Source organism: Amycolatopsis sp. CFH S0740, from assembly GCF_004522315.1.
Lineage (GTDB): Bacteria > Actinomycetota > Actinomycetes > Mycobacteriales > Pseudonocardiaceae > Amycolatopsis > Amycolatopsis nivea.
In genome coordinates this window covers 309,890-332,238 of the sequence record NZ_SDLS01000004.1, presented here as the reverse complement: position 1 = coordinate 332,238, position 22,349 = coordinate 309,890, and the positions used below count along the sequence as shown (strand labels likewise).

At 69.1% G+C, this 22,349-nt stretch carries 22 protein-coding genes; 18 read left to right on the top strand and 4 right to left on the bottom strand.

What is annotated here, in order from left to right:
* Positions 1-328: 328 nt before the first annotated feature.
* Positions 329-1,753, bottom strand: a complete 1,425-nt coding sequence (locus EIZ45_RS09975) for an MFS transporter (RefSeq protein ID WP_167756394.1) — start codon at positions 1,751-1,753, stop codon at positions 329-331.
* A gap of 94 nt (positions 1,754-1,847) precedes the next feature.
* Complete coding sequence (locus tag EIZ45_RS09970) at positions 1,848-2,567, bottom strand: alpha/beta fold hydrolase (RefSeq protein ID WP_134662353.1); 720 nt, start codon at positions 2,565-2,567, stop codon at positions 1,848-1,850.
* 126 nt (positions 2,568-2,693) lie between these two features.
* Between EIZ45_RS09970 and EIZ45_RS09965 the strand changes: the two genes are divergently transcribed.
* Complete coding sequence (locus EIZ45_RS09965; RefSeq protein ID WP_037813190.1) at positions 2,694-3,035, top strand: helix-turn-helix domain-containing protein; 342 nt, start codon at positions 2,694-2,696, stop codon at positions 3,033-3,035.
* On the opposite strand, the gene EIZ45_RS09960 is transcribed toward EIZ45_RS09965, so the two are convergent.
* The gene (locus tag EIZ45_RS09960) at positions 3,020-3,874 is read right to left on the bottom strand and encodes a LysR family transcriptional regulator (RefSeq protein WP_134662352.1); all 855 of its coding nucleotides are present in this window, start codon (positions 3,872-3,874) and stop codon (positions 3,020-3,022) included. The two genes, EIZ45_RS09965 and EIZ45_RS09960, sit on opposite strands and share 16 nt — an antisense overlap.
* 91 nt (positions 3,875-3,965) lie before the next feature.
* Here EIZ45_RS09960 and EIZ45_RS09955 point away from each other — a divergent pair, with 91 nt between their 5' ends.
* From EIZ45_RS09955 to EIZ45_RS09875, 17 genes are all read left to right on the top strand, one after another.
* The gene (locus EIZ45_RS09955) at positions 3,966-4,964 is read left to right on the top strand and encodes an acryloyl-CoA reductase (protein WP_205669849.1); all 999 of its coding nucleotides are present in this window, start codon (positions 3,966-3,968) and stop codon (positions 4,962-4,964) included.
* Positions 4,965-4,975: 11 nt separating this feature from the next.
* On the top strand, positions 4,976-6,379 hold the full coding sequence (locus tag EIZ45_RS09950; protein WP_240690571.1) for a CoA transferase: 1,404 nt from the start codon (positions 4,976-4,978) through the stop codon (positions 6,377-6,379).
* 124 nt (positions 6,380-6,503) lie between these two features.
* Positions 6,504-6,767 (top strand): DUF3703 domain-containing protein, encoded by a 264-nt coding sequence (locus EIZ45_RS09945; protein WP_167756393.1) that lies wholly within the window; start codon positions 6,504-6,506, stop codon positions 6,765-6,767.
* 228 nt (positions 6,768-6,995) lie between these two features.
* Positions 6,996-7,382, top strand: a complete 387-nt coding sequence (locus tag EIZ45_RS09940; RefSeq protein WP_235146808.1) for a MarR family winged helix-turn-helix transcriptional regulator — start codon at positions 6,996-6,998, stop codon at positions 7,380-7,382.
* 1,188 nt (positions 7,383-8,570) lie between these two features.
* Complete coding sequence (locus tag EIZ45_RS09935) at positions 8,571-9,839, top strand: FAD-dependent monooxygenase (protein ID WP_037813181.1); 1,269 nt, start codon at positions 8,571-8,573, stop codon at positions 9,837-9,839.
* A 42-nt stretch (positions 9,840-9,881) separates the two neighbouring features.
* Complete coding sequence (locus tag EIZ45_RS09930) at positions 9,882-11,276, top strand: MFS transporter (protein WP_037813179.1); 1,395 nt, start codon at positions 9,882-9,884, stop codon at positions 11,274-11,276.
* A 25-nt stretch (positions 11,277-11,301) separates the two neighbouring features.
* Positions 11,302-12,180 (top strand): xanthine dehydrogenase family protein subunit M, encoded by an 879-nt coding sequence (locus EIZ45_RS09925; protein WP_134662349.1) that lies wholly within the window; start codon positions 11,302-11,304, stop codon positions 12,178-12,180.
* Positions 12,177-14,567, top strand: coding sequence for a xanthine dehydrogenase family protein molybdopterin-binding subunit (locus EIZ45_RS09920; RefSeq protein WP_037813175.1), 2,391 nt, complete (start codon positions 12,177-12,179; stop codon positions 14,565-14,567). Before EIZ45_RS09925 ends, EIZ45_RS09920 begins: the two co-directional genes overlap by 4 nt.
* The gene (locus tag EIZ45_RS09915) at positions 14,564-15,070 is read left to right on the top strand and encodes a (2Fe-2S)-binding protein (RefSeq protein WP_037813174.1); all 507 of its coding nucleotides are present in this window, start codon (positions 14,564-14,566) and stop codon (positions 15,068-15,070) included. The genes EIZ45_RS09920 and EIZ45_RS09915 overlap by 4 nt, the downstream gene beginning before the upstream one ends.
* A complete protein-coding gene (locus EIZ45_RS09910; protein ID WP_037813173.1) occupies positions 15,067-15,720 on the top strand; it encodes an SRPBCC family protein in 654 nt (217 codons plus the stop codon). Before EIZ45_RS09915 ends, EIZ45_RS09910 begins: the two co-directional genes overlap by 4 nt.
* A complete protein-coding gene (locus tag EIZ45_RS09905) occupies positions 15,707-16,366 on the top strand; it encodes an isochorismatase family protein (RefSeq protein WP_134662348.1) in 660 nt (219 codons plus the stop codon). Before EIZ45_RS09910 ends, EIZ45_RS09905 begins: the two co-directional genes overlap by 14 nt.
* 10 nt (positions 16,367-16,376) lie before the next feature.
* Positions 16,377-17,219, top strand: a complete 843-nt coding sequence (locus tag EIZ45_RS09900; RefSeq protein ID WP_134662347.1) for an alpha/beta fold hydrolase — start codon at positions 16,377-16,379, stop codon at positions 17,217-17,219.
* 57 nt (positions 17,220-17,276) lie between these two features.
* A complete protein-coding gene (locus tag EIZ45_RS09895; RefSeq protein WP_037813170.1) occupies positions 17,277-18,323 on the top strand; it encodes a leucyl aminopeptidase in 1,047 nt (348 codons plus the stop codon).
* Positions 18,320-19,090: an aspartate/glutamate racemase family protein gene (locus EIZ45_RS09890; RefSeq protein ID WP_134662346.1), complete on the top strand. Its 771-nt coding sequence runs from the start codon at positions 18,320-18,322 to the stop codon at positions 19,088-19,090. The genes EIZ45_RS09895 and EIZ45_RS09890 overlap by 4 nt, the downstream gene beginning before the upstream one ends.
* A 157-nt stretch (positions 19,091-19,247) precedes the next feature.
* Positions 19,248-19,808 (top strand): hemerythrin domain-containing protein, encoded by a 561-nt coding sequence (locus EIZ45_RS09885; RefSeq protein ID WP_134662345.1) that lies wholly within the window; start codon positions 19,248-19,250, stop codon positions 19,806-19,808.
* A gap of 3 nt (positions 19,809-19,811) precedes the next feature.
* Complete coding sequence (locus tag EIZ45_RS09880) at positions 19,812-21,083, top strand: acetyl-CoA carboxylase biotin carboxylase subunit family protein (protein WP_134662344.1); 1,272 nt, start codon at positions 19,812-19,814, stop codon at positions 21,081-21,083.
* A 15-nt stretch (positions 21,084-21,098) separates the two neighbouring features.
* Positions 21,099-21,329 carry a DUF2188 domain-containing protein gene (locus EIZ45_RS09875; protein WP_134662343.1) on the top strand — a complete coding sequence of 77 codons (231 nt, stop codon included), beginning with the start codon at positions 21,099-21,101 and terminating at the stop codon, positions 21,327-21,329.
* Between the two features lie 85 nt (positions 21,330-21,414).
* Here the strand turns inward: EIZ45_RS09875 and EIZ45_RS09870 are convergent, their stop codons facing one another.
* On the bottom strand, positions 21,415-22,305 hold the full coding sequence (locus EIZ45_RS09870) for an alpha/beta hydrolase fold domain-containing protein (RefSeq protein WP_134662342.1): 891 nt from the start codon (positions 22,303-22,305) through the stop codon (positions 21,415-21,417).
* Positions 22,306-22,349 lie beyond the last annotated feature (44 nt).

Sequence of the window (22,349 nt, the reverse complement as noted above, 5' to 3'; positions counted from 1 at the left end):
GCGGTGCAACGAGTGAAACGCGGCGATCGGGGGCGGCAAGCGGGCGTGCGGCGAGCGGAATCGCGGCCTCGCGGGCCGTGCGGCGATGGGAATCGCAGCGCTCGAGGCGGTGCGGCGGCCGAAATCGCACCCGCCGCGAGCGGTGAAGAGCGGGCAAGGGCGGAGCCTGGGGTTGCGACCGCCCTTGCCCGAACCGGCCGGGAGGGTCTGGCCCGGCCGGTTCGTCCCCCTTGGCCTCGGTCCCACCCTCCCGGCGGACGCGACGCACCGTGGAGGACGCTGCCGGGAAGGTATGGAACGGGGCTGGAGCGCCGCTGGAATCCGCAGGTCAGTGCGGTGCAAGGCGGTCCGTGAGCGGGACTTCGCGGACGAAGCACGCGGCCGCCAGGGAGAGCAGCGCGACGACGAGCGTCGCACCGGCGACCGCGTGCAGGCCGTCGGCGACCGCGGTCGGTGTGGTGCCTCGGGTCAGCGCGCCGACGTACAGCGAGCCGAACAGAGCCGCGCCGATGCCGCTGCCGAGGGTTCGGGTCAGCGAGCCCAGGCCGAGCGCCGCGCCGAGGTCTCGGGGTTCGACGCTCAGCCGGATGATCAGGATTGTGTTCTGGATCAGGCAGCCGAGCCCGGCCCCGAGCGGCAGTCCGGTCAGCGACGCGAGCAGCGGATCGGTGTCCGGTCCCAGGAGGCACACCCCGGCCATCCCGACGGCGACGCAGGCGCTGCCGACGATCGGCAGGATCCGGAAACGGCCGGTGCGGCGGAGATATCTCGAACTCGCGTTCATCACCACGACCATCCCGGCGGTCATCGGGATCAGCAGCAGCCCGCTGAGCGACGGCGGCACGTCGCGCGCGTTCTGGAAGTACAACGGGAGAAAAGTGACTGTGGCGACCATGGTGACGTTGAAGGCGAAGCCGAGCACCTGCGCGAGCGCGAAGTTGCGAGTGCGGAACATCCGGAACGGGACGAGCGGCTCGAGACAGCGGCGTGCCGCCAACACGAACGCGGTCAGCGCGGCGACCGCGGCCGCGCACAGGCCGAGGATCGTCGGCGAGTTCCAGGCGTAGCGGGTGCCGACCCAGCTGGTCGCCAAGGTGAGGCAGACGACCGCGGCGACCAGTAAAACCGTTCCGCCGTAATCGATGCGTGCTTTCCCGCTTTTCGCCGGAAGCTGGACCCCGACGACTGTCCCGATGAGACACAACAGTCCGAACGGGACGTTGACGTAGAAGATCCAGCGCCAGCTGAGCGCGTCGGTGAGGAAGCCACCGGCCAGCGGGCCGCCGACGAGGGAGAGGCCCAGGAGCAGACCGGTCCAGCTGGAGATCCGCGTGGATTCCTTGGGCGGCACCAGAACCTGAACCATCGCCATCGCCCCGACGAGCAGTCCGCCGGCCCCGATGCCTTGCAGCGCACGGAAACCGATCAGCGCGCCCATGGTCGGGGCCAGCCCGCACAGCATGGATCCGGCCAGGAAGACGGCGACCGAAAGCAGGAACATCGCCTTGCGGTCGAACTGGTCGCTGAGCTTGCCCCACATCTGAGTCGACGCGGCGATCGCCAGCGCGTAGGCGGTGATGATCCAGGTCATCGACCCTGGTCCGCCGAGGTCCGCGGCGATGCTCGGCAGCGCGGTGGCGACGATGTAGCTGTCGAGCATGCCCAGCGCCATGCCGGACAACGCCCCGGCGATGCCGATCTTGACGCGCCGGGTGAACGGGCTCGTTTCTTCCGGCACGGCGGTTTTCGGCATGGCTGGATGTCCTTCCCCCGGGTGCTGTGCTCCCAAGGTAGCCATAAAAGTGCCCACTGGGCAAGTTTGCCCGGTGGGCACTCGACCGTCCGGACTAGGCGAGCTTCAGCAGCAGCTCGCTCAGGTCGACCGGCATCGTCACCATGCAGTCGTGCCCGGTCGGCAGCTCCCACACCTGGGCGGGCGTCCCGTTCGGCTGGATCGCGGGGACCGGGCGGCGGATGATGCCCTCCGGGGTCGTGCCGACGCAGTGGATGTGCGTGCGCGGGATCGCTCGCGCGGCCGGATTGTCGAGCCGCACTGGTTGCTGCAGGCAGCGGACCGGCTGGTCGGAGAGCATTCCGCGCACCCAGGCGACGTCGTCCGGGTCGGTGACGCCGAACAGCCCGAACGGCGCGGGCCGCTCCGGCAGCGGCGGGACGCGCCAGCCGTCGCCGTGCTGCTGGGCGAGTTCGATCAGGCGCTGGCTCACCGGCTGGACGTCGACCGCGGTTTCGCCGTCCTCGGGCACCATCGCGTCGAGGTAGACCAGCTCCGCGACCCGGTCCGGCATCTCGTTCGCGGCCGACGAGATGACCAGCCCGGCATAACTGTGCCCGACCAGGACCACGTCCTCTTCGCCGCGGAGCAGGTCCACGATGTCCTGGACGTGGGTGTCGAGCCCGATTTCGGGGCTGAGCAGGTGCTTCTTGTCGCCGTAGCCGGTCAGCGAAGGCGCGAGCACCCGGTGCCCGGCCGCTTCCAGCAGCGGGACGACCCGGTCCCAGGCGCGGCCGCTGTGCCACGCGCCGTGCACCAGCACAAACGTAGTCATAGTCAGGATTCCTCGGGTTTTGCGGTTACCGGAAGTAACCCAGTACTGTTCGAGAACCATCGTGATCGTGTGCGGCGCGGTGGGCAATAAGGCACTAATTAGTGCCCCGGTTCTCCGGAGGTAACCATGGCCGACGAGGTGTGCCGGACCCGCGTGGTCCTGGAGATCGTGGGCGACAAGTGGGCGCTGCTGATCGTCCGCATGCTGCGCGACGGGCCGAAGCGGTTCACTGAACTCAAAAGGGAAATCGAAGGAATCAGTCAGCGGATGCTCACCGTGACGCTGCGGGATCTGGAGCGCGACGGGATTCTCACCCGGACTGTCCACAATGTCATGCCGCCGCACGTTTCCTATGAGCTGACGGTCATGGGCCGGACCCTTCGCGAAGCGACCGCGCCGTTGCTGGAATGGAGCGTCGAGCATTTGGCGAAGATCGAAAAAGCCCGCGCGGACTACGATGCTCGCTGAACGGAATGCGCCAGTTCGCTGAACCGGCGCAGCAGCGGATCGCTTGACCGGCGCGTCGGCCACAGCAGGCGCAGGGCCACGCGGGGCGCGTTCCGCAGCGGGAGGTGCGCGACGCGCGCGTGGGTGTGCGCTTCCGCGGCCGAGGTGGTGGTCGATCCGACAGCCCGGCCGGACGCGATGATCGTGAGCCATTCGTCGTAGCTGCCGCACTGGACCACCTGCGCGGGCCGGTTTTCCGGCGGCCAGTCGAGCGGGCTGGTCGCGCCGCTGACCGTGTTCACGACCACCGGATGCGCGGCCAGCTCGGTCCAGTCCAGCTCCGCGCGCGCCGCCAGTTCCGAACTCGCGGCGACCGCGGCGAGCCGGTCTTCCTCGAACAGCAAGGTTCCGCTGATCCCGGACGCGTCGATCTCGCCGCGCACCAGCGCCGCGTCGACGTCGCCGGAATGCAGGGCGGCCACGATGTCGTCGCGGCGCAGGAGGGTGGCGGTCGCGCCGGTCGCGGTTTCGAAGGCGGTCAGCAGGTCGCTCGCCCACGGATCCGGCAGTGCCCACTGGAACCCGATCCGCAGCCCGGCGTTCCCGCCCGCCGCGGCGAGCGCGGTGTCGAGATCGCGCAGCACGACGCGCAGCCGCCCGAGCAGTTCGCCGCCGGCCTCGGTCGGTTCGACGCCGTGCGGCGTGCGCTCCAGCAGGCGCGTGCCGACCGACTCCTCGAGCTGCTGGATCGTGCGCGTGAGCGCCGGCTGGGTGATCAGCAGTTCGCGGCTCGCGGCCGTGAACGTGCCGCACGTCGCGACCGTCACGAACGCGCGCAGATGCCGCAGTTCGACCTCCATGCCGGGCAGCCTACCCAGCTATGCCCGCCGTGCATGGCGCCGTTGTGACAGGCATTTCCCTGTCAGGTTCCGGATTTCTAGCGTGGGAAGCATGGACCAGGAGATGACGGCCTTCCCCGGCTGGATCGCGCGCGACTCCGCCGGAGCGACGCTCGACCGGCTCGACCCGGCGATGCTGGACGACCTCGACACCACCGTTCGCGTGCGCTGCTCGAGCATCAACTACAAGGACGCGCTCGCGCTGCACGGCCGCCCCGGCGTCGTCCGGCGGCATCCGCTCGTCGTCGGGATCGACCTGACCGGCGAGGTGCTCGCGTCGCGGCATCCGCGCTGGCAGGCAGGCGACGTGGTCACGCTCAACGGCGCTGGCCTCGGCGAAGACCTGCACGGCGGGCTGGCTGGCCTCGCCGCGGTCAACGGCGACGACCTCGTCCGCGTTCCCGCGCAGCTCGGCCCGCTCCGCGCGGCGGCGATCGGCACCGCCGGATTCACCGCCGCGCTGAGCCTGCTCGCGCTGGAACGCCACGGCCTGGCCCCGGAAACCGGCCCGATCCTGGTCACCGGCGCGGGCGGCGGCGTCGGCTCGATCGCGATAGCGCTGCTCGCGGCGGCTCGGTACGAGGTCATCGCCGCCACTGGCCGTCCGACTGAGCTGTCCTCGCAACTCACCGCACTGGGTGCCGCGCAGGTCCTCGACCGCGCCGAGCTCGCCGCTGCTGGCAAGCCGCTGGGCAAACAACGCTGGGCAGGCGTGCTCGACGCGGTCGGCGGCTCCGTCCTCGCCGGTGCGCTTGCCGGGCTGCAACACTCCGGCGTCGCGACGACGTGCGGACTCGCCGGAGGTGCCGAGTACCCCGGCAATGTCCTGCCGTTCATTCTGCGTGGCGTCTCCCTGCTCGGGATCGACTCGGTCCGCACGCCTCCGCTCCGTCGCGAGGCCGCCTGGCAGCGGTTGGCGCAGTTGCTCGATCCGGCGCTCCTGTACTCCGTGACGCGGGTCGTCCCGCTCTCCGACGCGAAGGACGCCGCCGCTTCACTCCTGGCCGGTGCCGGTACCGGCCGCATCGTGGTCGACGTCGCTTCGGCCTGAAAGGAATGACAATGGATGCCTTCGACGAACTGATGACCTTGCGCGACGCCCCTCGTCCCGCCGCCGACGAGGTCACGATCACCGGCTCGGACCCGCTTTTCGCGTCGCCGTTCCGGATCGGCGAAACCCTCGCCGACGCACTCGCCGCCCGCGCCGTCGCCGCGAACGATCTGTGGGAGCTGCGGACCGGACGTCGGCAGAAGATCGCGGTGGATGTCCGCGCTGCCGCGGCCACCGCTCTCGGCGGTGAAGACATGACGCTCGTCCGTTCCGCTTCCGGCGAATACCGCCCCGCGCCGCTTTCGCCCGCCGTCGAGCACATGGTCGCGCTCACCCAGCCTTGGCCGACCGCCGATGGACGGTGGTTTCTGCCGCATTTCAATCTGCCGCACTTGGAACGCCGGGTTTTGGATGTTCTCGATTGCGAGGCGACGCCTTCCTCGGTTGCCGCTGCTGTCGCCAAGTGGAAGGCCGAAGATCTGGAAGACGCTATCGCCGCCGCTGGCGCTTGTGGGGGAGTCGTGCGGACGCCGGAGGAATGGCTCGCGCATCCGCATGGCGCGTATCTGGCTTCCCGGCCGGTGGTCGAGATCAGCAAGATCGGGGAGAGCGCTCCTTCTCCGCTGCCCGCTGGGGGTGCTTCGCCGCTGTCGGACGTCCGGGTCTTGGACCTGACTCGCATTCTGGCTGGGCCCACTGCCGCGTTGAGTTTGGCGGAGCACGGGGCGAATGTGCTGATGGTGACTGCGCCGCATCTTCCTCAGGTGGCTCCGTTCGTCCGGGATACCAGTCATGGCAAGCGAAGCACTTATCTCGATTACTCCACAGTGGACGATGCTGCGCGGTTGCGTTCTTTGGCCAGTACCGCGGATGTGTTCGTCGAGGGTTATCGCCCGGGGCGGATGTCGGCTCATGGGTTCGGTCCCGAGGATCTCGCGGCGCTGCGTCCGGGGATCGTTTATGTGAGCGTGGACTGCTTCGGTTCCGGTGGTCCTTTCGGGATGCGTGCTGGATGGGATCAGGTCGCGCAAGCTGTGACTGGTGCTTGTGTGATTCAGGGAGGGGACCGTCCACAGTTGACGCCTGTTTATTTGTGCGATTTCCTCACCGGTTTCCTGGGGAGTTACGGCGCGATGCTGGCTTTGGCGCGGCGGGCTAGGGAAGGCGGGTCTTATCATGTGCGGGTTTCGCTGTGCCAGTCGTCGATGTTGTTGCAGCGGCAGGGATTGCTGACCTCCTACGCGGATGCGCCCGGTCGTCTTTCGCGCGACGAATTCGAGCGCTACGCGGTGGTGGACGACGGGACGATCTATGGTGATTTGAAGAGCTTGGGTCCGGTGATCCGGATGAGCGAGACCCCGCCGCGGTGGGAGGGGACTACGCCTGAACTGGGGAGTTCGCGGCCGGAGTGGTGACCTGCGGTTTCCGCGGTGAGCCATTCAGCTGCTGGGTATTCCTCCGTTTCTGGTGGCGGCTTTGTGCGAATTGCTTTTCCGTCGTCAATCCGCGTTTTTGTCTATGCTGTAACGGGGAGGGATGATGGCAGACACTGAGTACGAGGGCGAGATGGACCGGGGGCGGGCCGCGCTGGCGGTGCGGGATTTCCGTGCGGCTTACCGACATTTCGGGCGGGCGCACAACCTCGGTCACGACGTGCTGGCTGACCACCTGGCGGCGCATCGCGGGCTGCTGGCTATCGCGTGGAAGCAGCGGCGGTGGGATCGGGTGGTCGCGCAGCTCTTTCTGATGGGCGGCGCTGCCCTGTTCGACCGGAATCCGCGGAACCCGTCCGGCGTTGCCTGAACCGCACTTAGTCCGAGGACGTACTATTATGGGCGATGCGGGGACAGGCTCCGGCGGGCCGGACGGGCTGCTGGGGCGCGGGTGCGTAGTTAAGGTCGAGGGATGTCGACAGCAGTGGGTGGGTCAGCGAAAGGCGGCTCGCGGGCGGGGCGGCGGGTGAGCCTGGAGGCTCCGACGGATCTCGCTGCCGCGCCAGGGTACGGGGCTCGACGGCTGTACCAGGCGTATTTGGCGGCTTGGAATCGGCATGTCGACTCGGTGCTGACGGGGCCGCAGTTCGCGGTGCTGTCGGCGGTGCGGGCTTATCCCGGGTTCGATCAGACCGCGTTGGCCAAGGCGGTCGCGCTGGACACGTCGACGATGGCTGATGTGTGCCGGCGGTTGGAGAATCGGGGGCTCATTGCCCGGGGGCCTGCGCCGCATGATGCGCGGGCGAAGGTTTTGACGTTGACGGATGACGGGTTGGCTGCGTTTCGCGAGGTGACTCGGCGGACGCGGAAGCTGGATCAGGCGTTGCTTGAGGGGTGTCCGGAGGAGCGGCGGGGGGAGATCGCGGGGATGTTGAACGAGCTGGGTGCGCTGTGGGAGGCGGTTGCTGAGCGGTCGGAGATTTGAGTTCTTCCGTGGCGGCTCGTCGCCTGGCGGCGACATCGCGCCCTGGTTGCGTGGGGCACCCCGAAGCTTGATTGTGCTGACGGTTCGGGGGTGCTTGTCAAGGCGGGAAAGATGCCTTGACAAGCACCCCCGAACCGCAGATGGGCTTCGTATCGGGGTGCGGGGGAGGGCTGGGTGCCTCGATCGTTGGGTGCGCTGGCTGCGGTTTGGTGGCGGGTGGCTGGTCGGGTGCGCGGGCTGCAGTTGGGGGGTGCGCGTGGCTGGTTGGTTGCGCGCGTTGCGTTTGGGGTGCGCGTGGCTGGTTGGGTTCGCGGGTCGCGGTTGGGTTGCGCGTGGCTGGTTGGGTTCGCGCGTCGCGGTTGGGTGCGCGGGTGGCTTGGGTGGTTGGTCGCGTTGGGTGCGCGGGTGGCGCCTTCGCCCAATGAGGTTGCTCGGTAGCGCGGTGGGTGCGCGCGTTGCGGTTGGAGATGCGCGTGGCCGGGTGGTTGGTCGCGTTGGGCTCGCAGCGTGGGTTGTGGCCCAATGAGGTCTTCTCGGTAGGGCGGTAGGCGGGGTGCTGCAACGGTGCTCGTCAGGGCGGGCACGGTGCTGGCGGCGAGGCGGGCTGCGTGGCTTTCTCCTCTGGAAGTCTGTGAAGGGCTCCTTGAGGGAATCAGATTCCCTCAAGGAGCCCTTCACGGACCGCGGCCTCGCGTGGCGGGGTTTCGTCGGTGGGGTGAGAGTCCTTGCCTGCTGCTGGAATCCCCAATGTGGCATTGGGTGCGTCTGACGCACCGAACGCCACATTGGTTGCGCATTGTGGCGGCGGATCGGGAGAGGACCCCGGCGGGCGAGCCTGCGAATGGACCTCTTGCGGTCGGCGGAGGGTCGTGAAGGGTCCCTTCAGGCAAGCCGGGCCCGCGAAGGGTCCTCTCGCGGTCGGCAGAGGGTCGTGAGGGGACCCCTGAGGGAATCAGCGGCCGTGAGGGTGGCCCTCACGTACCGCCCCGCCGCCCCGCCCCGCCGCACCGCCCCGGGAACCGCAGCATCGCCTCGTTCGGTGACTGTCCCGCCACCCTGCGCGGCTGAAAGCGCCTCCCTGCCAGCAAATTCCCCGCAGACTATTGCGTGTTCGGATAATCCGTGTTCGGATTAACCGCGTCCGGGGCTAGGTGAGCCGGAGGCGGCTAGCGGGTAGGAGGTCGGCAGGTGGCGGCGAGTCAGTCTTTCGAGGTAGTGGTCGCCGGCGGCGGGTTGGGCGGGCTGTGTGCTGCCTTGTCGTTGCGGCAGCGCGGGTTGCGGGTCACGGTGGTCGAAGCGGCGCCGCAGCTGGGGGAGATCGGGGCCGGGATTCAGACTGCGCCCAATGCCAGCCGGATCCTGATCGGGTTGGGGTTGCGGGCCGAACTGCAGCGGGTTCGGTGCGAGCCGCAGGATCAGGTTCGGCGGCGGTGGGCCGACGGCAGCATTATCGCGCAGTTGCCGCTCGGGCAGCGGGTCGTGGACAAGTACGGGGCGCCTTACTGGCACTACCATCGGGCGGATTTGCATTCCGTTCTCCTGCGGGCGTGCATCGACCCGGACGGGGCGGGGCCGGTGGTGAAGGTGGCTACCGCGGCGAAGGTCGTGGATCTTGACCGGGGGAATCCGGAGCGGCCTGCGGTGATTACCGAGGACGGGCGGCGGTTTGAAGGGGACGTCGTCGTCGGGGCGGACGGGATTCGTTCTGCGGTAAGGGATCTCGCGGGATTTGACGACACGCTCGCGTTTTCCGGCGAGATGGCGTACCGGGCGTTGATTCCCGGGGATTCGATCGCGGCGGATCCGGCTACTCGGTTCCTGGTCGATCGTTACCATTCTACGATTTGGTATGGGCCGGACAAGCATCTCGTGCATTACATGATCCGCGGCGGCGAGTATCTGAACGTGGTGGCGATCGTGCCGTGCACCGAGGAAGTCGAGAAGAACTGGAGTGCGCCGGCCAGTGCGGAGCAGCTTGCGGCCGAGTATTCCGATTGGGACGACCGGGTGCCGATGATGCTGTCCAAGGCCAAGGACGACGTCTCGGTCTGGGCGATGTACCGGCGGCGTCGCGATCCGGTGTGGGTGGACGGGCGCGTCGCGTTGCTCGGGGATGCTTGCCACGCAATGCTTCCGTACCAGGCGCAAGGGGCGTCGCAGGCGATGGAGGACGGGGCAGTCCTTGCCGAGGAGCTCGGGCAGGCGACGCGCGACGGGATCGACACCGCGTTGACCCGGTATGTGCACCGGCGGGCCAAGCACGCGGGGATGGTGCAGGACGCCTCTTTGCAGAATATGAGTTTTTACCACATGCCGGACGGTCCGGCGCAACGCGAGCGCGACGAAAAACTGCGGAGTTTCGACGGCGAGTCCGATGTGTCCTACGACTGGCTGTGGAACGGAACTCCGCTCAACGACCCCGACAACGAATCGATTCACTACCAGTTCGCCCGATAGCACGAAAACGGCACACGCAGACTTCGCAAAGGAGCAAAGGCTATGCGTACCGGAGACCAGGTGGTCCAAGACTTGCCGTGGCGCTGGCGCGTCCAGGGCAAGATCTTCCTCATCGGCGGGCTCGGCTACATGTTCGACGCCTGGGACGTCGCGCTGAACGGATTCCTCACCCCGCTGGTGGGCACGGAATTCGGGCTGTCGGCGACGCAGCGGGGGTTCGTCGCCACCGCCAATCTGATCGGCATGGCGGTGGGGGCGGTCGCCTGGGGGACGGTCGCGGACCGGATCGGGCGGAAGCGGGCGTTCAGCATTACCTTGCTGTTGTTCGCGTTCTTCTCGGTGTTCGCGGCGTTGTCGCCGAACATCGAGGTGTTCCTGCTGCTGCGGTTCCTCGCCGGAGTCGGGTTGGGCGGCTGCATTCCGGTGGACTACGCCATTGTCAGCGAGTTTTCGCCGCGCAAGCAACGCGGCCGGGTGCTGTCCGCGATGGACGGGTGGTGGCCGGTCGGCACGACGCTGGCGGGGGCGTCCGCGACGCTGCTGGTGCCGGTTTCCGGGAACTGGCGGTGGATGCTGGTGCTGATGATTCTCCCGGCGGTGCTGTTGTTCTGGGCGCGGCGCGGGGTGCCGGAATCGCCGTTGTACCTGGTGCGCAAGGGGCGCGAGGCGGAAGCCCGGCTGGTCATCGACGACCTCGTCGAGCGCACCGGCGCGCCGAAGGAGCCGTACCGGATTCCGCCGGCGGTTCAGGAAGACAAGCGCGGCGGCGGGGTGTTCGCGGCCGTCGACCAGCTGCGGCGGGTCTGGGCATACAACCCGAAGGTCACCGGGGTCGCGTGGGCGCTGTTCATCACCGTGATGCTGGTGTACTACGCCGCGCTGAGCTGGATGCCGTCGATCCTCAAGGCACAGGGCTTCGGGGAGATCGCCGCGTTCGCTTCGACCACTTTGATGAACGCGCTCGGTATCGTCGGCGTCGTGGTGGCGGTGTTGCTCGTGGACCGCATCGGCCGCAAGCGGGTCATCGCCGCGGCCGGGCCGCTCGCTGCGGTCACCCTGGTGATTTTCTCGCTGGTGCTCGGGTCGGCCGGAGCCGCGGTGGTGGCGATCGGCGCGTTCGGGCTGTTCTCGCTCATCGTCATCCCGGTGATGTACGCCTTCGTGTCCGAGCTGTACCCGACCGAACTGCGCGCCTCGGGCTTCGGCTGGGCGTCGTCGTCCAGCCGGGCGGTCACCGGGTTCGCGCCGCTGCTGTTCGGCAGCGTGCTGTGGCCGGTGCTCGGGCTGCCGCTGACGTTCACGCTGCTCGGACTGCTCGTCGTCGGGGCCGTGGTGTTCATGGTCTTCTGCGCGCCGGAAACCCGGGGCCGGGAGCTGGACCGGATCGACGACGAGACCGCGCCGGAGCCGCACCAGTCCGAACTGGACGCAGTCTGATCCGCCGCAGCAGAAAGGGAATCGCATGAAGCCCGCCGCGTTCGCCTACCATCGGGCGCACGACGTCGCCGACGCCGTCGGCCTGCTTTCCGACCTCGCCGGGCAAGGGCGGGAGCCGAAAGCGATCGCGGGCGGGCAGAGCCTGATGCCGATGATGAGCTTCCGCCTGGCCCGCCCGAGCGACCTGGTCGACCTCGGGCGGCTGCGGGACCTGCCGGGGATGACCGACATCGTCCACGCGGGTTCGACGCTCCGCATCGGCGCGATGACGACGCACCGCCAGGTCGAGGTGGCCCAGCTCAGCCCGGGGTTCGCGGTGCTGGCGGAGGCGATGCGGTACGTCGGGCACCTGCCGATCCGGTCGCGCGGCACGGTCGGCGGGAGTCTCGTGCACGGCGACGCCACCGCGGAGTGGTGCATGCTCGCGCTCCTGCTGGACGCGGTGATCGTCGCCGAAGGACCGCACGGCCGCCGCGAGATCCCGGCCGGGGAGATGTTCTACGGCTTCTACGCGACCGCGGTGGAGGCGGACGAGGTCGTCACCGAGGTCCGGTTCACCCGGGCGGCTCCGAAGGCCGCGTTGACCGAGTTTTCCCGCCGTGCCGGGGATTTCGCGACGGTCGCGGCGGCGGTGACGCTCGAACCTCGCCAGGACGGTTCCTTGGCAGGCGGAAGGGTGGTGCTCGGCGGGGTCGCGCCCGCGCCGTTGCGGGTTCCGGAAGCCGAGGCGGTGCTGGCTGGAGGCGAGCCGGGGCCGGAGTTGTTCGCTGAGTGCGGCCGGGCGGCGGCGGAGGCGATCGATCCGCGCAGCGACGCGCAAGGCAGTGCGGATTACCGGCGGGCGCTGACGAGGACGTTGGTGGCGCGGAGTTTGGGGCAGGCATGGGAGAGGGGAGACCGGTGAGGGCATCCGAAGAACCCCGCTTCGACGGCCGGGGCGGCAAGTGGATCGGCGCGTCCGTGCGCCGTCGCGAGGATCCGCGGCTGGTCACCGGCCGGGGGCGGTTCGTGGACGACATTCACCTCCACGGAATGCTGCACGCCGGGTTCGTGCGCGCGACCGTCGCGCACGGCAAGATCACCGAACTCGACCTCGGCGCCACCCGCGAGGTGGCCGGTGTCGTAGCCGCGTATTCGGCGGAAGACCTCCAGCTCGGCGACATGGTCGCGCTGCTGGACCGTCCGCCCGAGGAGTTCACCCCGACCACGATGCCGATCCTCGCGCGCGGCAAGGTGCGGTTCGTCGGCGAGCCGATCGCGCTGGTCATCGCGAAGGATCCGTACGCGGTCGAGGACGGCATCGAGGCCGCGCAGGTGAGTTACGAGGTCCTCGACGCCGTCGTTTCCGAGGAGACCGCGCTCGCCGAGGACGCGCCGCTGGTGCACGAGGACGCGCCGAGCAACGTGCTGCTCGACGTCACGGCGTTCGACACCCCGGGCGTCGACGAAGCGTTCGCGGACGGGTGCGTGATCGAGCTTGTCACCCGCAGCGGCCGGCAGAACGCGTTGCCGCTGGAGACGCGCGGCGCGGTGGCGTCCTGGGACGACCGCGACGAGCAGCTTCTCGTCCAGACCTGCAGTCAGGTGCCGCACCAGGTCCGGACCGTGCTGGCGCGTTCGCTGCGGATTCCGGAGCGTTCGGTGCGCGTCGTGGTCCCGGACATGGGCGGCGGCTTCGGGCAGAAATGCGTTGTGGGGCGCGAAGAAATCGCTGTCGCGGCGGCGGCGAAGCGCTTGCGACGTCCGGTCAAGTGGATCGAGGACCGCAGCGAAGCGCTCGCGTCCGGGTTCCTCGCCCGCGAACAGCGATACCGCACGCGTGCGGCGTTCACTCCGGACGGCGAGTTGACCGCACTGGAATCCGACATCGTGTGCGACATGGGCGCGTACTCGTGTTATCCGTTCACCGTCGGCATCGAACCGTTGATGGCGGCGGCGGAAATGCCGTCGGTGTACCGGGTTCCGGCCTACCGGGTGCGGGCGAGGGCGATCACCAGCAACAAAGCGCCGACCGCGCCGTACCGCGGGGTCAGCCGTCCGCAGTACGTCATGGTGATGGAGCGGATCATGGACCTGGCCGCGCGCAAGCTCGGTCTCGACCCGGTGGAGATCCGCCGCCGCAACGTGATCACCGAGTTCCCGTACACCGGCATCAACAAGGTGACGTACGACCCCGGCAGCTATCTCGAATCGCTGGAGCTGGGCGAGAAGATCCTCCGCGACGAGGGCTGGTACGACCTGCGCGAGAAGAATCCGCACATCGGCATCGGCTACAGCTGCTTTTCCGAGCGCACCGGCTACGGCTCCGAGGCGTTCGCGAAGCGGAAGATGACCGTCGTCCCCGGATTCGACGTGAGCGAGATCCGGATGGACCTCACCGGTTCGGTCGTCGTCACGAGCGGCACGATCAACCACGGGCAGTCCCACGAAACGACGTTCGCGCAGATCGTCGCGGAACGGCTCGGCGTCGACCTCGCCAAGGTCAAGCTGCGGCAAGGCGACACCGAACGGATTTCCTACGGCTGGGGCACTTTCGCGTCCCGATCGGTGACGATCGGCGGTTCGGCGGTGGCGACGGCGGCGACCCGGCTGGGCGAGCAGCTCTGCGTCATCGCGGCGCACCTGATGGACACCCGCGTCGAGAACGTCGGCCTCGACGGCGACGGGGGAGTCATCCAGCTAGACGACCCCGGCCAGCGGCTTTCGTTCGAGGAGATCGCCGACGTCGCGTACCTGCGCAGCCACCTGCTGCCCAAGGAAGCCGAGCCGACGCTCACCGCCACCGCGGCGTTCGACGTCCCCGGCGACGGCACGTTCTCGAACGCGACCCACGCGGTGGTGGTCGAGGCCGACCCGGGCACCGGACAGGTGAAAATCCTCCGTTACGCCTGTGTCGAGGACTGCGGCGTGGTGATCAACCCGAAGGTGGTCGACGGCCAGGCGCGCGGCGGCATCGCGCAGGGCATCGCCGGCGCGCTGTTCGAGGAGGTCACCTACGCCGAGAACGGCGAACCGTCGGCGGCGAGCTTCATCGACTACCTCGTCCCGACCGCCGCGGAGATCCCCGACATCACCGTCGACCACCTCGAAACCCCGTGCGCCTTCACCGAAAGCGGCGCGAAGGGGGCCGGGGAGGGCGGCACGATCGGCGCCCCCGCCGCCGTGCTGAACGCGGTCAACGACCTTCTCTGGCACACCGGGGTCCAGCTGGAGCAGACCCCGGTCCACCCCGAGGCCGTCCTCGCCGCGCTCGCCGCGGCCGACCGGGAGAAAGCGGGTACCGGCGCATGACCGACAAACAGCTGATCGTCCTGACCGTCAACGGCGAGGAGCACGAACTGCTCGTCGAACCGCGGTGGACGCTGCTCGACGTGCTCCGGCACGACGTGGGCCTCACCGGCACGCACGTCGGCTGCGAGCACGGCGTGTGCGGGGCGTGCACGATCCTGGTCGACGGCGAGCCGGTGCGCGCCTGCCTGATGTACGCCGTGCAGGCGGAAGGCTGCGCGATCCGGACCGTCGAGGACCTCGGCACCCCGGAGGAGCCGAACGATCTGCAGCAGGCGTTTTCGGAGCACCACGGCCTGCAGTGCGGCTTCTGCACGCCCGGTTTCCTCATGCTCGCCGAGGGATTCCTCGCCCAGGAACCGTCGCCGACGCGCGAGGAGATCCGGGAGACGGTGTCGTCGAACCTGTGCCGCTGCACCGGATACCAGACCATTGTGGACGCGATCGAGGCGACCGCCGCGCGGCGGTGCGCCGGATCCGGCAGGAAAGAGGACGCGGTCCGATGATTCTCGAGAACACCCTTGACCTTCCCGGCGATCCGGACACGGTGTTCGCGCTGCTCAACGACGTCGAGCGGGTCGCGGGCTGCCTGCCCGGCGCGGTGCTGGAGGGCCGGGACGGCGAGTCGTATCTCGGCAAGGTCAAGTTCAAGGTCGGCCCGGTCAGCGCCGCGTACGCGGGCAAGGTCCGGTTCACCGAAATCGCCGAGGGCGAGCGCCGGCTGCGGCTGTCGGCCCGGGGCGCGGACAGCCACGGCAACGGCGACGCCGAAGCGGACGTCACGCTGACCCTGGTGCCCGGTCCGAAGGGCTCGGCGTTGAACCTGCACACGGATCTGGTGGTGCGGGGCAAGATCGCGCAGTTTGGAAAGGGTGCGATCAGCACAGTGTCGAATCGGATCCTGCAGCAGTTCGCGCAGAATCTCGGCGCGCTGCTGGAGAACGGCGGCACCGCACCGGCTCCGGCGACACCAGCGGCCGCCGCCGCGCCCGCCTCGGATTCGCTCGACGGACTGGCGATGCTGTTGCCGCCCAACGCTAAGCGCTATCTCCCGATCGTCGCGGCGGGCGCACTCGGGCTGTTCCAGGGCTGGCTGCTCGGCCGGGTCCGGTCGCAGCACAAACTGATCAAGGAGCTGCTGCGTGAACGCGCCTGAGAACGGACTGCACGGCAGCGAGACCGACCAGACCTACGCCCGCGCGGGGTTCGGGGCCGCGGTACCGCGGGGAACCGCGCCGGTGCTGGTCGTGGTCGACCTGACTCGCGGTTTCACCGAACCGGAATTCCCTTCCGGCGCAGACCTTTCCGCCGAAGTCGAAGCCGCTGACACACTGGTCCGGGCCGCCCACAAGAGCGGAGCCCCGGTCGTCTACACCGCGATCAGCTACACCCCCGCGGAGGCCGACGGCGACGCGATCGCGTGGCTGCGCAAGGCTCCCGGCATGCGGAGCCTGCGCGACGGAAGCGCCGAGGTCGCGCTCGATCCCCGCCTGGAACGGCACGACACCGACCACCTGATCGTCAAGAAGGGCGCGTCCGCGTTCCACGGAACGAGCCTCGCCGCGCTGCTCACCGGCCTCGGCGCGGACACCGTGCTGGTCTGCGGCGCGACGACCTCGGGGTGCGTTCGGGCCACCGCGGTCGACGCGGTCCAATCCGGCTTCAACACCCTCGTCGTCCGCGAAGCCTGCGGCGACCGCGCACGGGGACCGCACGACGCCGCTCTCTTTGACCTGCAAGCCAAATACGCCGACGTGATCGGCCTGGGCGAGGGCGTCGAGCTGCTCGCCAAGGCCCGCTAGGAGTTCCCGCATGTCTTCTGTTTCCGACCGGGTGCTGACCCAGCCCGCGCTCGCCGACCTGGCGGACGTCCCGGCGGCCAGCGTCTGGGTGCGGTCCGGTTCCGTCCGGCTGCACGTCCTCGACTACGGCCCGGCCGACGGCGTCCCGCTCGTGGTGCTGCCCGGGATCACCAGCCCGGCGATCACCATGGACTTCGTCGCGCGCGAGCTGACCGACCTCGTCCGTCCGCTGGTGCTCGACGTCCGCGGCCGCGGCCTGTCCGACGACGGGTCGAGCTATGCCCTCGACGCGTACGCCGCCGACGTCGAAGCGGTCGTCGACCAGCTGAACCTGTCCGCGCCGCTGCTGTTCGGCCACTCGATGGGCGCGCGGATCGCGGCCAAAGCCGCGCTGTCCGGCGGGATCGCGGGCACCGTCCTCGCCGACCCGCCGATGAGCGGCCCCGGCCGCCCGTACCCGACCTCGCTGGCGGTCTTCGAGTCCCAATTGGACCAAGCGCAGCGGGGGACCAGCGCGGACGAGGTCGCCGCCTCGTGGCCGCGCTGGCCGCGCCGGGAACAGGAACTGCGCGCCCGCTGGCTCGCGTCGTGCTCTCGGACGGCGATCGCGGCGACGCACGCGGGTTTCGAATCCGAGGAATTCCTTCCGCTGTGGGAAAATCTCCCGGGACCCGCCGTGCTGCTGTACGGCGCGGAAAGCCCGGTGGTGACCGCAGCGGACGTCGCGGTGCTGGAGAAATCGAAGCATCCGCTCGCCGGCGTCGAAAACGCCGGGCACATGATCTTCTGGGACGAACCGCGGCCCGCCCTGCAGGCGCTGCGTTCGGCGTTGAAAGACCTGCGCGCCCGCTGACCCCGGCGTGTTTTTCGTACTCGGATAATCCGTATTCGGACAATCAAGGAGGTCGCCATGGACCAGAACCTGTTCAACGACATCTGCTTGCGCCAGCTGACTTTTTCCGGCGTGCACGAGGGCGAGACGGTCGTCGTGCTGACCCGCGGCGCCGAGCGCGCCGAGTACGCGGACGCCTTCCTCTGGGCCGCCCAGCAGCTCGGGGCGGCGACCTATCACATGCGGCTGCCGTCGCCGGCGAACGCGTCCGGCGCGTGGGCGGTCGGGCAGTCCGGTCTTGACCAGCTGCCGCTCGCGGTGGACGCGCTCAAGGCCGCGGACATGGTCGTGGACTGCACGTTCCTGCTGTTCAGCGAGGAGCAGTTCGCGATCCAGGCCGCCGGGACCCGGATCCTCACCGCGGTCGAGCCGCCGGAGCTGCTCGCCCGGCTGATGCCGACGAAGGAACTGCGCGAGCGCGTCGAGATCGGCGCGGAACTGCTGGCCAAGGCCAAGACCATGCGGATCACCAGCCCGCACGGCACGGACGTCACCTACCAGCTGGGCGTGTACCCGACGATGAGCGAGTACGGCTACACCGACCAGCCCGGCCGCTGGGACCACTGGCCCGCGGCGTTCGTCTTCACCGGCGGTTCCGACGACGGCGTGGACGGCAAGATCGTGCTCGCGCCCGGCGACGTGCTGCTGCCGTTCAACACCTACGTGCAGACGCCGGTCGAGCTGACCATCGAAAAGGGCTTCATCCAGGACATCCGCGGCGGCGCGGGCTCGTCCGGCCTCGACGCCGACCTGCTGCGCAGCTACATCGAGTCCTTCCACGACCCGCGCGGCTACGGCATGTCGCACGTCGGCTGGGGCCTCGACGAGCGGGCGCACTGGCACGGCCTGACCCAGTTCCCCGGCGGCATGGGCATGGAGCTGCGCAGCTTCTACGGCAACGTGATGTTCTCGATCGGCCCGAACAACGAACTCGGCGGCCCGAACGACACGGCCTGTCACTTCGACATCCCGATGCGCGGCAACAGCCTGTACCTCGACGACGAGCTGATCGTCGACGCGGGCGAGCTGACCGTGAAGGACATGCGCCCGGCGGCGAAGCGATGACCGACCACCACATCGGGATGATCGTCCCGAGCTCCAACCTGACGATGGAAACCGAGCTGCCGCGGATGCTGCGTGCCCGCGAGGAGCGGTACCCGGAGGACCGGTTCGTCTTCCACTCCGCCCGCGCGCGGATGCAGCACGTGACGCCGGAGCAGTTGCGCGCGATGAACGCCCAAGCGGAGCGCGCGGCGACTGAACTGGCCGACGCGCGACCGGACGTCGTCGCGACTGCCTGCCTGGTCGCGATCATGGCGCAGGGGCCGGGTTATCACTGCACCGCTGAGGATTCGATCGCCTCGGCGTTGCGCGCGGAAGGCTCGGACGCGCCGGTGGTCTCGTCGGCGGGCGCGCTGTTGTCCGGGATCGCCGCCCTGGAGGCGAAGCGGGTCGCGATCGTGACGCCGTACCTGAAGCCGCTGACGCAGGCTGTTGTCGAGTACCTGGAGGACGCGGGCGTCGAGGTGGTCGACTCGCTCTCGCTGGAGGTGCCGGACAACCTGGCGGTGGCGCGGCTGGACCCGGCGGATCTGCTGGCGCACTACCGGAAACTGGACCTGTCCCGGGCGGACGCGCTGGTGCTGTCGGCGTGCGTGCAGATGCCTTCGCTGCCGTCGATCCAGCCGGTCCAGGACGCGGTGGGGATCCCGGTGCTGTCGGCGGCCACGGCCACGACGTTCCGGATCCTCAGCGAACTGGGGGTGCGGCCGGAGGTGCCGGGGGCGGGGCATTTGCTGAGCGGGAAGGTGGCGGCGGCACCGGCCGCTTAGCGCGGCTGGCTCGGCAGTCCGCGACGGGACCCTTGAGGGAATCTGATTCCTTCAGGGGTCCCTCGCGTACCGCCGGTCGGCGGGGCAGTTCGGCTTCGGGCGGTTGCCGTGCGGCGCAACGGGTAACCGGTGGGTTCCCGACACCCGAGGAGGCAGCATGGCCGCACCCACCCGAACCGACCTGATCACCGTGATCACCGACGACCACCGCGACGTCGAGCGGGTGTTCGCCGAGCTCGAGAGCGAACCCGAGGCGGGGAACCGGAAAGACGTGGTCGACCACGTGATCGCCGAGCTGGTCCGGCATTCGGTCGCCGAAGAGCAGCTCATGTACCCGGCCGCGCGCAAGCACCTCGACGACGGCGACGAGATCGCCGACCACGAGATCGAGGAGCACGCCGAGGCCGAGAAGGTGATGAAGCAGCTCGAGCGCAAGAACCCCGGCGAACCGGAGTACGAGGAGCTGCTCGGCAAGCTCATCGCCGACGTCCGCCACCACATCAAGGACGAGGAACAGGACCTGCTGCCGCGGCTGCGCGAGGCGTGTTCGGCCGAGGAGCTGGACCAGCTGGGCGAGCGGGTGCTGGCGGCGAAGAAGATCGCGCCGACCAGGCCGCATCCGCACGCGCCGAGCAAGCCGCCGGCGAACCTGGTCCTCGCGCCGGGAGCGGCGTTCGTCGACAAGATCCGCGACGCGCTGACGGGACGGAAGAGCTGAACCATGGCTGACGACGTGTTCGTGCTCGGTCTTGACGAGGAGAACGAGCGCATCCTGAAAAGACTCCCGTCCGCGGCCGGGCTGCGGTTCCGCCCGTTGCTCAGCCCGGACGAGCTGCAGCACGGCGAGATCGACTTCCCGGACCTGATGGAGAAGGCCCGCCAGCAGCTGGACGATTTCGACGGCGAACCCGCCGCGATCGTGACCTACTGGGATTTCCCGGCCGCCACCATGGCGCCGCTGCTGTGCGAGGAGCGCGGCCTCCCGCACGTGCCGCTCCCCGCGGTGCTCAAATGCGAGCACAAGTACTGGAGCAGGCTCGAACAGCGGAAGGTGATCGACGAACTGCCGCCGTTCGGCATCGTCGACCTGGACGGGGAGCCGCGGCCGCCGGCGGGGGTGGACTTCCCGATGTGGTTGAAACCGGTCAAGGGGTTCTCGTCGGAACTGGCGTTTCACGTGCGGGACATGCAGGGCTTCGCGGACGCTGTCGAGGAACTGCGGGAGGGCGTCGGACGGGTCGGGGACCCGTTCGAGGACGTGTTGCGCCAGGTCGATCTGCCGCCGGAAATCGCCGAGGTCGGCGGGGCTGCGTGCCTGGCCGAATCCGAACTGCACGGGGTGCAGGCGGCGGTCGAGGGGTATGTCTGGAAGGGCGAGGTGCACGTCTACGCCGCGCTGGATTCGGTCGATTTCCCCGGCCGGTCTTCGTTTTTGCGACACCAGTACCCGTCGCAGCTGCCGGACGAGACCGTCCGGCGGATGTTCGACATCGCCGAGCGCGTGATGCGCCAGGTCGGTTTCGAGAACGGCACGTTCAGCATCGAGTTCTTCTGCGACCGGCAGTCCGGCCAGGTGTGCCTGCTGGAGATCAACCCGCGGCACTCGCAGTCGCACGCGGAGCTGTTCGAGCTGGTCGACGGCGTGGCCAACCACGAAATCATGCTCCGGCTGGGACTCGGCCAGGAACCGCAGTTCCCGCGCGGCCGCGGGCAGTACCACATCGCCGGGCGCTGCTACCTGCGCCGCTTCGACGGCGACGCGGTCGTCACGCGGATTCCGACGCAGGCCGAGATCTCCGGGCTCTGCCAGGAACTCGGCGGCACGACGATCTCGATCACGCCGGAGGAAGGCCAGCGGCTGTCGGAACTGCCGGAGCAGGACAGCTACTCCTTCGAACTGGCGGAGCTGATCGTCGGCGCGGACACCGAGGACGAACTCGAGGCGAAGTACGCGAAGTGCGAAGAACGGCTGCGCTTCGAGTTCGAGGACTGAACAGGAGGGCAGCGGGTGGACGGGCACGTCGAGACGCTGTATGAGGGCTCGCTGTGGAAGAACCGCGTGGTGGGGCACGTGCGGGCGGCGAACACGTCGAAGTCCCGCGCGGAAGCGGTGAAAACGGGGCGGCATATGGCGCAGGCTCGGCGGTCTGTCCACATTGTCCGGGCGGAGGACGGGACGGTGGCAAGCCGCGACGACTACCGGACGAGTCGTCGCGGCGTGCCGCTGCCGCCGGAGTGAGGTTCGCGGCGGGGTGCCGGTGGGCAGGCTGAACGGGTCGAGTCCGGTGTGGTCCGCGCGGGCCGGTGCTGCCGCCGGAGAGACCCTACCGACGGAGGATGCGCTCGATGTGGTTGCGCGCCTGGCGGCCTTCGGGAATCTGCTGCATGAGCCAGTTGTGGAACATGCCGGGGTACTCGGCATAGTCGACGTCGATCCCGGCGTCGCGGGCGCGGGAAGCGAAGCGGCGGGCGTCCGGGAGGAGGACGTCGCGGGTGCCGATGAACAGGCTGAACGGGCCGAGTCCGGTTAGGTCCGCGTACAGCGGGCTGATCCGCGGATCGTGCGGGTCGGTGCCTTCGGCGTACATCTCGCCCGCCTCGCGCAGGCCGGTGATGCCGAGCATCGGGTCGTGTTCGTCCAGTACGACCGAAATCGGGTCTTCCAGGGTCACGTCGAGCCACGGCGAGATCAGGATCGTCTGTTTCGGCTGCGGGCGGTCCTCGTCCCGGAGCCGCTGCGCGACCGCCAGTGCGAGCGCGGCACCGGCGGAATCCCCGGACAGGACGGTGTTTTCCGCCGGCTCCGCACCGAGCGTCTGCTCGAACGCGGCCTGCACCATGGGAATCGTCTCGGCGTTGCTGTGCCTCGGGACGAGCGGGTAGATCGGCAGCGTGACCGTGCAGCCGAGCCGGCGCACCAGGTCGGCGGCGAATTCCCAGTGGTGCGATTCGATTTCCTCGACGTAACCGCCGCCGTGCAGGTGGAAGACATGCAGCCCGGCCTTCGCGCGCGGCCGCACGGTCCAGCACGCGAAGCCGTGCACCTCGCGGTGTTCGAGGTCGTAGTGCTTGCGCAGCTTCCTCGGCGGCCGGGCTTGCGACGGCCGCTGGTGGCGGTGCAGGCGCTGGTGCAGCACGCGGGCGTTGTCGTAAAAGGCTTTCTGCCGCGTCGCGCGCAGGTACGCCTGATACAGCTGGGCTTTCATGCTGATCATGCGCACCGGGTACCCGTTTTCCCGCCGCGGGCAACCCCGTTTCG

Excerpts from the sequence above, each read along its gene's own strand:
- EIZ45_RS09975 (WP_167756394.1), bottom strand. The coding sequence starts at position 1,753 with ATGCCGAAAACCGCCGTGCCGGAAGAAACGAGCCCGTTCACCCGGCGC.
- EIZ45_RS09970 (WP_134662353.1), bottom strand. The coding sequence starts at position 2,567 with ATGACTACGTTTGTGCTGGTGCACGGCGCGTGGCACAGCGGCCGCGCC.
- EIZ45_RS09965 (WP_037813190.1), top strand. The coding sequence starts at position 2,694 with ATGGCCGACGAGGTGTGCCGGACCCGCGTGGTCCTGGAGATCGTGGGC.
- EIZ45_RS09960 (WP_134662352.1), bottom strand. The coding sequence starts at position 3,874 with ATGGAGGTCGAACTGCGGCATCTGCGCGCGTTCGTGACGGTCGCGACG.
- EIZ45_RS09955 (WP_205669849.1), top strand. The coding sequence starts at position 3,966 with ATGGACCAGGAGATGACGGCCTTCCCCGGCTGGATCGCGCGCGACTCC.
- EIZ45_RS09950 (WP_240690571.1), top strand. The coding sequence starts at position 4,976 with ATGGATGCCTTCGACGAACTGATGACCTTGCGCGACGCCCCTCGTCCC.
- EIZ45_RS09945 (WP_167756393.1), top strand. The coding sequence starts at position 6,504 with ATGGCAGACACTGAGTACGAGGGCGAGATGGACCGGGGGCGGGCCGCG.
- EIZ45_RS09930 (WP_037813179.1), top strand. The coding sequence starts at position 9,882 with ATGCGTACCGGAGACCAGGTGGTCCAAGACTTGCCGTGGCGCTGGCGC.
- EIZ45_RS09925 (WP_134662349.1), top strand. The coding sequence starts at position 11,302 with ATGAAGCCCGCCGCGTTCGCCTACCATCGGGCGCACGACGTCGCCGAC.
- EIZ45_RS09915 (WP_037813174.1), top strand. The coding sequence starts at position 14,564 with ATGACCGACAAACAGCTGATCGTCCTGACCGTCAACGGCGAGGAGCAC.
- EIZ45_RS09910 (WP_037813173.1), top strand. The coding sequence starts at position 15,067 with ATGATTCTCGAGAACACCCTTGACCTTCCCGGCGATCCGGACACGGTG.
- EIZ45_RS09900 (WP_134662347.1), top strand. The coding sequence starts at position 16,377 with ATGTCTTCTGTTTCCGACCGGGTGCTGACCCAGCCCGCGCTCGCCGAC.
- EIZ45_RS09895 (WP_037813170.1), top strand. The coding sequence starts at position 17,277 with ATGGACCAGAACCTGTTCAACGACATCTGCTTGCGCCAGCTGACTTTT.
- EIZ45_RS09890 (WP_134662346.1), top strand. The coding sequence starts at position 18,320 with ATGACCGACCACCACATCGGGATGATCGTCCCGAGCTCCAACCTGACG.
- EIZ45_RS09885 (WP_134662345.1), top strand. The coding sequence starts at position 19,248 with ATGGCCGCACCCACCCGAACCGACCTGATCACCGTGATCACCGACGAC.
- EIZ45_RS09880 (WP_134662344.1), top strand. The coding sequence starts at position 19,812 with ATGGCTGACGACGTGTTCGTGCTCGGTCTTGACGAGGAGAACGAGCGC.
- EIZ45_RS09870 (WP_134662342.1), bottom strand. The coding sequence starts at position 22,305 with ATGATCAGCATGAAAGCCCAGCTGTATCAGGCGTACCTGCGCGCGACG.